General features: G+C 64.2%; 12 protein-coding genes. 5 read left to right on the plus strand and 7 right to left on the minus strand.

Annotated features, from left to right (window positions below):
- Positions 1–300 precede the first annotated feature (300 nt).
- Positions 301–627, plus strand: a complete 327-nt coding sequence (locus HWY30_RS24350) for an H-NS histone family protein (RefSeq protein ID WP_090806580.1) — start codon at positions 301–303, stop codon at positions 625–627.
- Here the strand turns inward: HWY30_RS24350 and HWY30_RS24355 are convergent.
- Positions 624–1,427: an arsenate reductase/protein-tyrosine-phosphatase family protein gene (locus HWY30_RS24355; RefSeq protein WP_244144981.1), complete on the minus strand. Its 804-nt coding sequence runs from the start codon at positions 1,425–1,427 to the stop codon at positions 624–626. The two genes, HWY30_RS24350 and HWY30_RS24355, sit on opposite strands and share 4 nt — an antisense overlap.
- Positions 1,428–1,526: 99 nt before the next feature.
- Complete coding sequence (locus tag HWY30_RS24360) at positions 1,527–2,240, minus strand: J domain-containing protein (protein WP_176078937.1); 714 nt, start codon at positions 2,238–2,240, stop codon at positions 1,527–1,529.
- Positions 2,241–2,614: 374 nt separating this feature from the next.
- Between HWY30_RS24360 and HWY30_RS24365 the strand changes: the two genes are divergently transcribed.
- The 4 genes from HWY30_RS24365 to HWY30_RS24380 all read left to right on the plus strand — a co-directional run bounded on the left by HWY30_RS24365 (position 2,615) and on the right by HWY30_RS24380 (position 6,526).
- Entirely contained in the window at positions 2,615–3,439 is an 825-nt protein-coding gene (locus HWY30_RS24365; protein ID WP_425199397.1) for an NADPH-dependent FMN reductase, read from the plus strand.
- 321 nt (positions 3,440–3,760) lie between these two features.
- Complete coding sequence (locus HWY30_RS24370; protein ID WP_008917353.1) at positions 3,761–3,976, plus strand: hypothetical protein; 216 nt, start codon at positions 3,761–3,763, stop codon at positions 3,974–3,976.
- A gap of 203 nt (positions 3,977–4,179) precedes the next feature.
- A complete protein-coding gene (gene iaaH / locus HWY30_RS24375) occupies positions 4,180–5,634 on the plus strand; it encodes an indoleacetamide hydrolase (protein ID WP_090806588.1) in 1,455 nt (484 codons plus the stop codon).
- A gap of 103 nt (positions 5,635–5,737) precedes the next feature.
- Positions 5,738–6,526 (plus strand): CDP-diacylglycerol diphosphatase, encoded by a 789-nt coding sequence (locus tag HWY30_RS24380; RefSeq protein ID WP_090806590.1) that lies wholly within the window; start codon positions 5,738–5,740, stop codon positions 6,524–6,526.
- Between the two features lie 51 nt (positions 6,527–6,577).
- Here HWY30_RS24380 and HWY30_RS24385 read toward each other — a convergent pair whose 3' ends face one another.
- From HWY30_RS24385 to HWY30_RS24405, 5 genes are all read right to left on the minus strand, one after another.
- Positions 6,578–8,242, minus strand: coding sequence for a glycoside hydrolase family 44 protein (locus HWY30_RS24385; protein WP_090806592.1), 1,665 nt, complete (start codon positions 8,240–8,242; stop codon positions 6,578–6,580).
- On the minus strand, positions 8,220–9,395 hold the full coding sequence (locus HWY30_RS24390) for an alginate O-acetyltransferase AlgX-related protein (RefSeq protein ID WP_090806594.1): 1,176 nt from the start codon (positions 9,393–9,395) through the stop codon (positions 8,220–8,222). The genes HWY30_RS24385 and HWY30_RS24390 overlap by 23 nt, the downstream gene beginning before the upstream one ends.
- 4 nt (positions 9,396–9,399) lie before the next feature.
- Positions 9,400–10,809, minus strand: a complete 1,410-nt coding sequence (locus HWY30_RS24395) for an MBOAT family O-acyltransferase (protein WP_090806596.1) — start codon at positions 10,807–10,809, stop codon at positions 9,400–9,402.
- Between the two features lie 153 nt (positions 10,810–10,962).
- Positions 10,963–11,658 carry an alginate O-acetyltransferase AlgF gene (locus tag HWY30_RS24400; protein ID WP_090806598.1) on the minus strand — a complete coding sequence of 232 codons (696 nt, stop codon included), beginning with the start codon at positions 11,656–11,658 and terminating at the stop codon, positions 10,963–10,965.
- A 50-nt stretch (positions 11,659–11,708) separates the two neighbouring features.
- On the minus strand, positions 11,709–12,359 hold the full coding sequence (locus tag HWY30_RS24405) for an SGNH/GDSL hydrolase family protein (protein WP_090806600.1): 651 nt from the start codon (positions 12,357–12,359) through the stop codon (positions 11,709–11,711).
- Positions 12,360–12,361 lie beyond the last annotated feature (2 nt).

The raw sequence follows: 12,361 nt of genomic DNA on the forward strand, positions 1-12,361 counted from the left end.
ACACAGAGTTTTTCATAGCGAACGTCAGGCTTACCGGCCTCGTTCGTCGCGTTGCGACATGCTGAAATATTTGCTGATCGAGACTCTCGGTTCGAGGGTCGGTTGTTCCAGCGGCCGTCTTTGTCCGAGGCCGTATTGCAATTCAGGGAGCAACGTTTTTTAACCCGGCACATGGCATTTCCGTCAATCGACAACCCCACCGCGGGGCGGCCCCATTCAGTGGGGCTCGACGCTTCGCAGCTTTTTCCCCGCAATCTGTCTTCGACAGCACGCTGCACGTTTTAGAAGGACGAATATCCTATGGACGAAAGGAAGCGAGATAGCATGATTGCCTATCTCCGCCATCGTATGGAAGAGTTTGGTATCAGACCAGAAGACCTTGCCGCAGCGCTGGCGACCGAGTCATTGGCCAAAAAGGCTGAGCGCTATCGCAATGCGACCGGAGACAGCTGGGACGGCAATGGCGAAATGCCGCAATGGTTGAAGCAGGCTATTAGTGCCGGCCAGAGCATTGAGCATTTCGAATTGGCCACAAAACCGGCGCCCGCGCCCCAACCGAAAAAACAGGTGGACTGGTCGAATGACCCGTTCGCCGGCACGCGGCTCGGGCGCCCGAATAACCGCTAGGTGCAGGCCGCCGCGCTCGAAGGCGCGGGCACAATGGCTGCGGCTTCGAAACGAACCGCCGTGCCACGCACCGGTTTTGCGCCACCGCTTGCCACATTGACGGCATTCACCGTATTCCCCGCATTGGCGGCATTCGCCGCATCGACGAGATTCGCGTGATTCGAGGCAGGCTGCGCATATTGCGGCAGCTCGATAAGCGCGCTGACCTGCCGGACGATCTGCCAGAAGGTCTTGTCGAAAAGACAGGCCTGCTCGTCAGCGGACCCGTGGCCGCCCACGAGCGGATCGGTAATGGTCCAATAGACGAACGCCGGTGCGCCGGGAAATACCGGCGCGTGCAGTCCGCCGACGAATTCGTCGAGCGCGATCACGATGTCCATGCGCGGCGCCCATTCGCCGGTGAATTCGAGCCAGCTTTTAGGGCTCAGCACCGCGCGCCCGGAAATGCCGGGCCGCAATTGCGCGACCGCGAGTGGATGAAGGCGCGCGGCCGGTTCAGGGCCCGCGCTGAACGCGTCGAACCGGTGCCCCGCCAGTTCGCGCAGTAAAGCTTCGGCAATGATGCTGCGGATCGAATTATCGCGGCAGAGAAACAACACCTTATATTTTCTGGACACGCTTACCCCGTACCGATGTTTTTTATTGGCCTCTGGGCGGAATTGTGCCGCTCCAGTCTTGCGCCCCCGTGACACAACGGCGTCTTTATTATTTGCGCCTCGGGATTCGCACCAGGTATCTCGACTCACGGGCACAGAGCACAACTTTGCGAACGATCGGCAGTGTACCAGTGTCCGGCCCACTGTTTCAGCACCCTGTCAATATTTGCCAGATCAACCGACGCTGCCGCCGGCCCGCCGGTCCGGCACGATGGGCCTGGCCCGGTCGCCGTCGGCGGCGGGTCAGAACTTCAGGCTGTTGAGGAACTGAAACCACAGGTTGCCGAGCGCGCCGGCCGGATGCATGTCGCTGACGGTTTCGTCGCGCTTCGCATGGTTCTCGCGTCTGGAAGGCTGCGTGTCGTGAGGGGCGGTTTGCGAGGCCGCGCCGGTGTCTTGCGCGCGGTCCGCCAGTTCGGGCTCGGACGCCTCGGCTTGCGCCGCTTGCGCGCTCTTCGCGGTCTTTCCCGCGCGCTGGGCGTTTTGCGCGGCGTCCGCCTCGTCGCGGCGCGCGGCCTGCAACGCCGCGACGCTGTCGGCGATCTGCGCGGCGCGCTGCGGTTCGCATTGCCGCCCGAGCAGCACGCCGAACAGCACGTCGCGATTGTGGCCCTGGTCGGCGAAGCGGATCGCGATCGACACCATCTCGGCATACGCGGCTTCGTCGGCCGCGCGCGCCGCTGCCTCGCGCTTCGCCTGCGCGCGTTGCCGACGCGTGTGCTGCGCCTCCCACTCGCGCATCTGCTCGGTGTAGACCGCGTCGTAGACGTTGCGCTGCTCGGCATCGGACAGGATCGCGTACGCGTCCTTGATTTCCTGGAACGCCGCGCGCGCCACGTCCTCGGCACCGTGGTTGCGGTCCGGATGCCACTTCATCGCGGCTTTCCGGTAGGCCCGCTTGATTTCGTCGTCGGTGGCGTGCGCGGGCACGCCGAGCGTCTCATACAGGGTTGCCATGCTGGACTCGATCTCGCGAAAAATCACTGCGGGCATCGTAGCATGCTAAAAGCGGCGTCATCGTGACCCGGCCTCGACGCAAGCACGCGCATGCCGGCATTGCCGCGATGGCACGGCGGCAGATCGTTCTCCAACGGCCCACGAAAAAAAGGCCCCACCACTTGCGTAGCGAGACCGAGTCCCATGTCTAAGGAGACGTCATGGAGGAGACGAGCCCATCTTATCGTCAGACCCGCACGCGCCCAACCAACGGTTCGCCATATGCTTATCGGCCGCGCGCTCACGTGCATTGCAAAGCGGCTCGGCGACCTGCTCATGCATGGTTATATCGTTAGAACAAAAAGTCCTTAGCCGCGCGGCGGCCGCTCATTAAGATGACGCTTCAAAGTCCGGTTCGCTCCGGCCGGTCCGTTCGCGGCCATGCACGTGCGTTGCTAGCGCTGCATGAGTTCCGCATAAACCGCACCGTGAACCGCAATCGAAGGAGCATTTCGTTGAGCAGATCCGATCATTTCCGCCCGCCGCTCGTCGTCGGTATTGGCGGTACGACGCGCGCGGCCTCGTCGACCGAGCGCGCGCTCGCCTTCGCGTTGCGCGGCGCCGAAGCCGCGGGCGCCCATACCCGCCTGTTCGGCGGCACCTTTCTGCATAGCCTGCCACACTATGCGCCAGAACAGCCGGCCCGCACCGACGAACAACTCGAGCTGATCGAGGCGGTGCGTCGAGCGGACGCGGTGATCATCGCGACACCCGGCTATCACGGCGGCGTGTCCGGGCTCGTGAAAAACGCACTCGACACGCTCGAGGAATTGCGCGCCGATGAGCGCCCGTATCTGGATGGCCGCGCGGTGGGCTGCATCGTCACCGCCTACGGCTGGCAGGCGGCGGGGTCCGTGCTGACGTCGCTTCGCTCGATCGTGCATGCACTGCGTGGCTGGCCGACGCCATTCGGTGCCGGCATCAACACGCTGGAGACGCGCTTCGATAGCGCGGACAGCTGCTCCGATCCGAAGGTGATCGAGCAACTCGCGACCGTCGGCCAGCAGGCCGCGCAGTTCGCGCTCGCGTTCAACGCACAGCGTGCGCACGGCACGCCCGCCGCGTCGAGCCATGCGACTGCGAGCCTGGCCGGCGCACCGAGCCCCGCCACCTCCATCGCCGCTGACGGTCGTCCCGCGCGCGTCCTGCACGCGGTCTGAATACTCCCCGGGCACCGTGACGCCGCCGCAATCGCGCGCGGCGCCACGCTTTGCGCCGAGCGACCGTGCGCCACATAACAGACACCGCGCCTCCACGCGAATAGAGTCACCGGACACAGCGACTTCGATCCAATCCGGGCTTCTGATTACCACTGCGGCCCCGCGCTGGTTTGCTTTCGACGAAAGATTGGTTCAACCGCTGCAGAGCGCGCCCTACGCTTGACCTGCCCGCCGCTTCACTCACCTATGGCAACGACAGGGCCGCGCCGCACGCATTGGTATTCCGCACGACATTCGCGGGCACACAGACAAGTCAAGATCATGAACTCACACATCCGCTACAAGGGCTACGAGGTCGAAGCGGCAACGCAACTGCTCCCCAACGGATTATTCGCCGCCAATCTGACGATCGAGCAGCGCGACGAGAATACGCGCAAGGCTTATTCGTTCGACGCGCTCGACTACTTCTTCGACGAAGAGCATGCGCTCGCCTACGCGTCGGACTGGGGGCGTATGTGGATCGATAATCACCAATAAGGCGATCCCGGAGCGCATCGATGTCGATGACAGCGAGCACGACAAGCGTTGCGCATCGCCCGGCATCGGGTTTCAGGCGGATGTGCCAGAATAGGTGAACCCTTGCGTTCGCTGTCTGCCCGCGTGACCTGTCCGCTACTTCGACGGATGCAGTCGAAACTCGCGCCGCCCGCGACGCACCCATCGATACGGAGACGCCGGTCATGACATGGACCGTCGACGCACAGCTCGCGCTCAGCGCGACACAAGCGGTCGAGGCGCTGCAATCGGGCCGCCTCAAAGCCGCCGACTACGTCGCCACCCTGCTCGCGCGCGCCGCCGCGCTCACGCACCTGAATGCGCTCACCACGCTCGACTTCCACGGCGCGCTCGCCGCGGCGCAGCGCATCGACGCATTGCCGCCGACTGAGCGGGCACGTCTGCCGCTCGCCGGTTTGCCGATCGTCGTCAAGGACAACATCAACACCGCAGGTCTGCCGACGACGGCCGGCACGCCCGCGCTCGCGGGCTTCGTGCCGAACACCAACGCCCCATCGGTGCAACGCCTCCTCGACGCGGGCGCGATCGTGCTCGGCAAGGCCAACATGCACGAACTCGCGTTCGGCATCACGAGTACCAACCTGTCCGCGCACGCGGGGCCGGTGCGCAATCCGTACGATCCGTCGCTGATACCGGGCGGCTCGTCGGGCGGCACCGCGGTGGCGATCGCCGCGCGCATCGCGCCCGCCGGACTCGGCACCGACACCGGCGGCTCGACCCGCATCCCGGCCGCGCTGACCGGCACCGCGGGCTTGCGTCCATCAGTCGGCAATGGCGGTGCCGAGCGGCGCTATCACGACCCCAACGCGGTGGTGCCGATCAGCCATACGCGCGACACCGTCGGGCCGATGGCACGCAGCGTCGCCGACCTGGCGCTGCTCGACGGCGTGATCACCGGCGACGGCGCGTTGCCTGCGATTGCGCTCGATGGCTTGCGCATCGGCTTGCCCGCGCCGCTGTGGGATGCTCTCGAGCGACAGGTCGAGGACGTCGCGCGCGCCGCACTGCAAAAGCTCGAAGCGGCGGGCGTCACGTTCGTGCCGGTCGCGATGAATGAGTTGGAGTATCTGAACGGGATGGTCGGCGCTCCGCTCGCCATTCACGAAGCGCGCGACGACGTGCTCGCGTGGTTGGTCGCGAATCGGGCGCCGGTGCAAACCGTCGCCGCACTGGCCGTGCGCATCGCGAGCCCGGATGTGCGCGCGATCTACGACGACGTGCTCGCCGACGTGCTCGGCTCGCACTACTCGGCGGCGCTCAACTACTGGCGACCGCGGCTGCGGAACTACGTCGCCGCGACGTTCGCGAATGCCGGTCTCGACGCGTTGCTGTTTCCGACGACGCGGCTCGTCGCGGTACCGATCGACGATCTGAACGGTTCGTCGACGGTCACGATCGACGGCGGTCCACCAATCGATACGATGGAAGCGTTCCTGCGTAATACCGACCCGGCCAGCACATCCGGCATTCCGGGGCTGTCGCTGCCGGCGGGTATCAGCGCGAGCGGGCTGCCGGTCGGCCTCGAACTCGATGGACCGCTCGGCTCGGACAGGCGCCTGCTGGCCATCGGTGTCGCGTTCGAACAGGTACTGGGAACGTTGCCCGCGCCGGTGCTTTGAAGCCCGTGTTTCACGTGCGCGCTATCAGGTTTGTGCTTTAATGCCTGCGCGTTGCAGCCCGCATTCCGACGCTTTGCCCGCCCGAACCTCCCCCTAAGCGACGATGACGAACCCCGCCACCGCCCTCTCATCTCACGGCCTCGTACGCCGCGTCGTTCACTTGAGCGCCGTGCTCGCGGTCGCTTTCGCCGCCAGCGCCTGCGCGCGCCTCGCGACGGTCGATTCCAACGCGCTGTGGAAGATCGTCGACATCCGCTGCGTGCCGTCGCAGCAGGCAACGGGCACACCGGGTCAATGCACGGTCGTCGATCTCGACAAACGCTACGTCGTCCTGAAGGACATTCTCGGCCGCTCGCAGTTTCTGCTGATGCCGACCGATCGCATCACCGGCATCGAAAGTCCGCTGATCGTCGCGCCCGATGCGAAGGACTACTGGCGTGACGCGTGGGATTCGCGTCATTACGTGCAGCAAGCGGTCAAACGCGAGTTGCCCGACGATCAGCTCGGCCTCGAAATCAACTCCGAATCTCGTCGCTCGCAAAACCAGCTGCATATCCACATCGATTGCATGCGGCGTGAAGTCAGCGCCGCGCTCGCCGATCACGCTCACGACACGCCCGGCGAGTGGCGTTGGCAGACGCTCGATGGCGAGCGCTACAGGATCATGCGGGTGAACTCGCTGAGCGGCGCCGACAACCCGTTCCGGATCGTCGCCCGCGACAATCCTGATCCGGCGACGATGGCCACGCAAACCATCCTGGTTACCGGCGCGGGCCCGTCCGCGGCTCGGGATGGCTGGCTGATCGTCAACAGCGGCATCGACATCGAAGGCGGCAGCGGCACGGCCGAAGGGCTGCTCGATCACGCGTGCCGCGTCGCGGACGATCATTGAGCGTTTGCCGAACACGCAGAATTGGCCCGCACCAGCATGCGAGTAACGGAGTCATTGCCGGCCCGCGCCGTGCAAAACCAGCAAGGTTACGGTTTTCGGCGGCAGAGTAAGGTGCAATTGGCCGCTCGCATAGTCGGTGTCGTGCAGACGGGATAAGGCATTGTCCATGAGTTGCCAGGTCTGGGCTTTGCCTTGAGTCACATCAAAGTTGTTGATCGCAATGGTGGCGTCAGCCGGTTGATCAAGCTGCTTGTTGATCACCACGATGGTCATGACGCGGTCGTGATCACGCACGGCGGCAAAGGACGAGACCCGATCCGGGTCGGGCTGCGTGTCGGCGATGCTGGTGGTGCCGAAGCCCGAGCCCTGGCCATCGTAGTTGCGATAGAGCTTGATCGCCTTGTAGACCGGCATGTCCCGATTCAATGTGCCCCAGCGCGTGGCAATGTCCAACCCTTCCCGGCCAAAGATGCCCAGCACGTCGGCCTGGGCCGTGGCGCCGTTCATGGTCGTATCGCCGCCCCAACTGTATTCCGTCAGCGCGATCGGCGTACCCGCGTAGTAATAGCTGTCGACCCACCGCCGCATCAACGGAATCAGGGCCACCACGCTATTGATCCAGGTCGGATCCTTGTAGCTCGTATCCCACAGGTCGCGCGTGGAGCGGTTACGGGCGAGTTCAATGGCAGGCGTTTCAGCCGTGGCCGCATTCTGGTTTTCCTTGAATTCTCCGCCTTGTGGGTAAAAGTGCAGGCTGAAAACGTCGACAGGGCGGCCGGCCTGCTTCCATTGCGTGAGCAGCCATGGGACGTAATCCATGCCGCGCGTTTCGTTTTCCCTGTCCGGCGGATTGCCCTGACCGTGCGCGGCGAAGTACTGCTGATCGAAGCCGCTAAAGCGATACCCGGTCCAACCCCACTCTTCCGGTGCCACGACCCGCGCGCGCGGGTCTGCCGCCTTCACGGCGTGCGAATAGGCGATCACCTTGTTCGCTACCTCGCTGGCATGGGCGCCGATGGGATGCATGTCGCGATGGTTGAGTTGCCACAGACTCGGCTCATTGTCCATCAGGTAGTAATGCACACCGTCCGAGCCGGCACTACCGGATCCACGCATGAGTTGCCTGACGCGCTCCTGCTGGCTCTGCGGATCGTCCAGCAACGAAGCATCGTCCGGGTCGTTCCTGATAGGGGTGCCGTCGGGTGCGATGCCGTTGCCCGCGTCAGACAAACCGTGAGCGTCGACACTCTGCTGCTTGCCGTACCTGTTGACCGAAAAACTGACCAGCGGCTTACCGTCCTTATCGAGTCGCGCTACCCTGCCGATCATCGGGATGGTCAGCATCGGTAAAGCGTGTCCGTCACGGGTAAGCGCCGCGAAACGGTCGTTATATTGGTAGATGTCTTTTGGATCGGTCGGCAGGCTTTCGAAAAACCAGTCCTGGCCCGTGTTGTGTGCGTCGACCCGCCAGTTGTAAGCCGAAGCGGCGTTGCCGCCAGAGCGGTTGATCGGCACGCGCAGATCCCGCAGGATTTCCGCCGTCCCGAAGTTCAAGCCATAGATGAGCGGGCTGATTGGATGCCGGTTGGCCGCGGCATCTACCGTAATGATCACCGGCAGCGGCGCAGCCATGGGCAGATCGGCGTATAGCAGCGCGCCCGCCCCTAGCATCATCGCCATCAAGCTATGGCAGTTAAAGTGTGCTGGCTTCGACATGCGGAGTCCGTGAGTCTATGGCGCTGGATTTCGGCACGACGACCGTATCTTCCGCTTCGAGCGGCGACTGCAGATCCCGTTCGTCCAATTCCCAAACGACGAGCCTGGGCGGTGTCTGAGCATAAGCCGGACTCGCGAAATAGGCGCGCGCCGAGCCGCCGAACTTGCCGCCCTCGCGTGCGAAATTACCCACGCCTGTTCCGAGTGCCAAAGCGAGCTGAGGCACGAAATCGGACGTCGTCGAATAAGAAGTGCCGATCACGGCGATGCCAGGCAGATCGGCATCGCCGAACAGATCGTCGGCTGACGCGGCCGCCTGAGCCTGAGGAATGTAGTCACGGCTGGCCGCAATCTCAGGCCTCGGCTGCCAGGACGGCGGCAAATCATCCAGGCCGGCCAGACGCACAAGATCGCCGGGCCGCCGGCCGGGAGGCTTGTCCGTGACGCGATAGTCGGGCTTACTCGAACCCAGCGGGCCCCCCATCGCACGGATGCGCTGCGCCACGGCCTGCGCCGCGGCACCCGCGCCGTCCTCGGTCCAGTGCGTGTCAGTCCGAAAAAAAGCGCCGCCCGGCGCGCCACGCAGCGCCGCACTGAGATCCAGCACCTGCACGCCGTCAGCGGTCAGACGCGAGGTCCAGTCGGCGAGACGCGCACCCAACGAAACCGGACGATACAGACTGCACAGATGTTGCGGCTCGATACGCGACTTGTCGGGCACCACGACGATCAGCAACGCGATACCGTGCCTCGCCAGCTCGCGCTGCACGGCGGCCACCGTGTCCGCGCGCGTGGCGAGATGACTGTCGCTATCGGCGTACACGCTGAGTTCGTCGCGCAGGAACAACCAGCCCGGGCAGCCCTGCCGCACGCGCGGCCCCAGATCGTGCAGCGTCAGCCAGCCCAGCGCACGCTGCGCGCGCGCCGCGTCGGCGGCGATCGGCGTATCGGCCATGCGATTGGCGAGTTCTTTCGATACCGCACCGTCCAGAATGCCGGCGCGGGTCACGGCATGAGGCAACACCGATTCGGTCGTCGACGCGAACCTGAGATTGGAAAGCAGGCCCGCGAACAGGAAGACCATCAGGATGACGGCAGCGATCTTGCTGGCGCGCGAGGCGGGTAATTGAGGTAGCGGCTTGGGATCTTCCATGGCGTCAGAACTGGAAGTAGAGGAAAGGCACCGCGCCGCGCGCGACGATCAGACCGAACGACAACAGAAAACCCGCTAGCGGCCACCCCGCCTGCCATAGCTGCCGCAGCGCCGTGTCGGGAAGGCTATCCCAACGCTGTTGCCAGAGCGGCAGCAGCACGCACACGATGCCCAACCCGGCAGCCAGAGCGTGCACGGGCCGCAGCGGCACGAGCGTCGCGTCGCTCAGGCCGATGCCATTCAAACCGAACTGGCCGCGATACATGGCGAGCGCGGCAGGGAAACCCGCCGCGCGAAACAGTGTCCACGCGAGCATGACGAAAACCAGCGTCAGCACGTGCGATAACCAGGACGGCATGGTCGGCATGTCGAACCGGCGCCAGAGGCGCGCGACCATCAGGGCGATGCCATGAACGAGGCCCCACAGCAGGAAGTTCCAGCTATCGCCGCCGTGCCACAGGCCGGCGATCGCCATGGTCAGCAACAGATTGCGGCAGGCTTGCCACTCACCGTGGCGGTTGCCGCCTAGCGGGATGTACAGGTAATCGCGTATCCAGCTCGACAACGACAGGTGCCAACGGCGCCAGAAATCCTGAATGCTGCTGGCAAGGTACGGATGCTTGAAGTTCTCGGGAAAGCGAAAGCCCAGCATCTGCCCCAACCCGATTGCCATGGCGCTGTAGCCCGCGAAATCGAAGAACAGCTGCAGCGTGTAGAAACCGCAGCCCAGCCAGGCGTCGGCCAGCGTGGGCGCGTGCAACGAGAAGATCGCGTCGACCATCGGCGAGAGTGTGTCGGCCACCAGCACCTTCATGCTCATGCCCACCATGAGCCGCCTTGCGCCGGCTGCAAAACCGTCCCAGTCGATCTCGCGCGACACCAGCTCGCGCCTCACCCACGCATAGCGAATGATCGGCCCCGCGATCAGATGCACGAACATCCCCTGATAGGCGCCGTAACGGATCATGCTGCGATCGGCCGCCACCGTGCCGCGCTGCACGTCGATCAGATAGGAGATGGATTGCAGCACGATGAACGAAAGCCCGATGGGCAGCACGACGTGTCGCCAGGGGATGGACCCTGCATGGCCTGCCCCCAGCACACTGTCGAGACTATCGACCACGATGTTGGCGTACTTGTACCAGCCCAATATCAGGACGTTGACGACGATGAACACGGCCAGCCAGCCGCCGCGTGCACGCTGGCTCGGCGCCCTGTCTATGACCATGCCGCCGAACCAGCCCCAGAAGGTGAGCGCGATGAACAGCAGCAGAAAGACCGGGCTCCACCAGCCGTAGAAAAGCCAGCTGCAAAACAGCAGCACGCCATTGCGCCATCGCGCGGGCAACGCGACGTAGATCGCCAGAAAGGCCGGCAGAAACAGCGTCAGGAATTCGAGGGACGCGAAAACCATGCATCGTTCTCAATCGAAAAAGATATCTGGACCGACGCGCCATCGCGAAACACACCGAACCCCGCTCTGCCCGTCGTAACCAGATGACAAACGGGGAACAGCCGGAAATCGGCGATGAGCGGCGTCGCTTTCAAGGAGGAGCCGCAAATGCGATCAGTGGCTCATCGCGTCGTTCGCCATGAAGATGCGCGAATGCGCCCCGCCCGGCACGAGCAACACCGTATAACGCTGCCCCGCCGCGAGCGTACCCAGGCTGAGCGGCTGCCCCACAGGCTGGCCGCCGCAGACCAGCTGCACCGAGAGGGCGACCGGGTTGACCTGGCGCCGCCTGGCTTGTCCCACAGCCACGCCGTCGAGCAGCACGATGTCGCGACCCGGCACTTTCAGCGTGGGTGTCGCGCAGCCAGCGTCGAGGTTGTAGAAAGCCACCGAAGCTTTGAGCGCATTGAAGTCGTCGGGTTTTTCGCGGACCGTCACCGTATGCAGGCCACCCGCTTTATCCGCGCCATCGAGCGCAACGATGCTGACGAACTCGCCAGGCTGCACCGTCGCCGATACGTCCTGGTGCGCGCTACCGGCTCTCAGTGTGCCGGCCACCGGTTTGCCGGCGGCGATCGGAAGGAAGTGAGTGGCCGGGTTCGCGGCGTCGAGCGTCAGACGCGCTTTCGACCCCACCGCGCTCACGTCGACCGGACCCGAACCGCCATCGACAAAACGCACGAACGACGAGTCCTCTGCGGGACCGGTCGGGTATAGCGGAATTTCTGCGGCCATCGCCGGCTGCACGGACAAACCGAGACCGGACAGAGCGAAGCCGGACAACAACAGGGAGGAGAGGAAATTTTTCATTCTTTTCTCAAACGGGAAACCTGGACAGGCGCAGCTCGAAGCCCGGCGCGTCATTTCTGCGGAACGACAGGCAGCTTGACCAGTGCCTTCATGATGTCCGTGCCCCAGTACTTGTAGCCGGTCGTCGTCAAATGCTGACCATCGACCGTCGCCCATTCGCCCGGCCTGGAAAACGTGAGCGAGTCGATGTACTGACACGGCGCGACATTGGCGGCGAGGAAAGACGACAGCTGCTTCACACGGGCGAAGCTCTTCTGGTACTTGCCGCCCTCGGTGCCCCAGACCGGCCCTACCCAGACGCAAGCCGTCTTGTTGGCGGCCAGGTCTTGCGTCAGCGCCGTGACCTGCTGCCAGGCCCAGGCCTTCGGGAAATCGTCCTTGCCGTATCCGCCGATCGTGTCGCCCTGGACGATGATGACGAGCTTGGCCTTGTTCGCGGCGATCAATTGATCGACGGGTTGGGTCTTCGCGTTGTGGTCGATGACCAGGGGCGCCTTGCCGTTACGCTCGGCGCCACCGCATGTGCCGGGCACGGACTTCACCCAATCGCCGGGAATACTGCCGCAGACGCTGTAGGTATGCACCTGCGCGCCAGCGGCGATCAACTGATCCTGCAACGTATCGATGAGATAACCGGGTTCGCTCAGATGGCTATCGCCGACTATGAGAATGCTGAGACCAGCAAGTACGGAAGCAAGCATGA

It is taken from the genome of Paraburkholderia tuberum STM678, assembly GCF_902833905.1.
In the GTDB taxonomy this organism is placed as follows: Bacteria; Pseudomonadota; Gammaproteobacteria; order Burkholderiales; family Burkholderiaceae; genus Paraburkholderia; species Paraburkholderia tuberum.

Bases quoted from the DNA above. Each gene is read 5' to 3' on its own strand.
- HWY30_RS24350 (WP_090806580.1), top strand. From the start codon at position 301: ATGGACGAAAGGAAGCGAGATAGCATGATTGCCTATCTCCGCCATCGT.
- HWY30_RS24360 (WP_176078937.1), bottom strand. From the start codon at position 2,240: ATGGCAACCCTGTATGAGACGCTCGGCGTGCCCGCGCACGCCACCGAC.
- HWY30_RS24365 (WP_425199397.1), top strand. From the start codon at position 2,615: ATGACGCTTCAAAGTCCGGTTCGCTCCGGCCGGTCCGTTCGCGGCCAT.
- HWY30_RS24370 (WP_008917353.1), top strand. From the start codon at position 3,761: ATGAACTCACACATCCGCTACAAGGGCTACGAGGTCGAAGCGGCAACG.
- iaaH (WP_090806588.1), top strand. From the start codon at position 4,180: ATGACATGGACCGTCGACGCACAGCTCGCGCTCAGCGCGACACAAGCG.
- HWY30_RS24380 (WP_090806590.1), top strand. From the start codon at position 5,738: ATGACGAACCCCGCCACCGCCCTCTCATCTCACGGCCTCGTACGCCGC.
- HWY30_RS24385 (WP_090806592.1), bottom strand. From the start codon at position 8,242: ATGTCGAAGCCAGCACACTTTAACTGCCATAGCTTGATGGCGATGATG.
- HWY30_RS24390 (WP_090806594.1), bottom strand. From the start codon at position 9,395: ATGGAAGATCCCAAGCCGCTACCTCAATTACCCGCCTCGCGCGCCAGC.
- HWY30_RS24395 (WP_090806596.1), bottom strand. From the start codon at position 10,809: ATGGTTTTCGCGTCCCTCGAATTCCTGACGCTGTTTCTGCCGGCCTTT.
- HWY30_RS24400 (WP_090806598.1), bottom strand. From the start codon at position 11,658: ATGAAAAATTTCCTCTCCTCCCTGTTGTTGTCCGGCTTCGCTCTGTCC.
- HWY30_RS24405 (WP_090806600.1), bottom strand. From the start codon at position 12,359: ATGCTTGCTTCCGTACTTGCTGGTCTCAGCATTCTCATAGTCGGCGAT.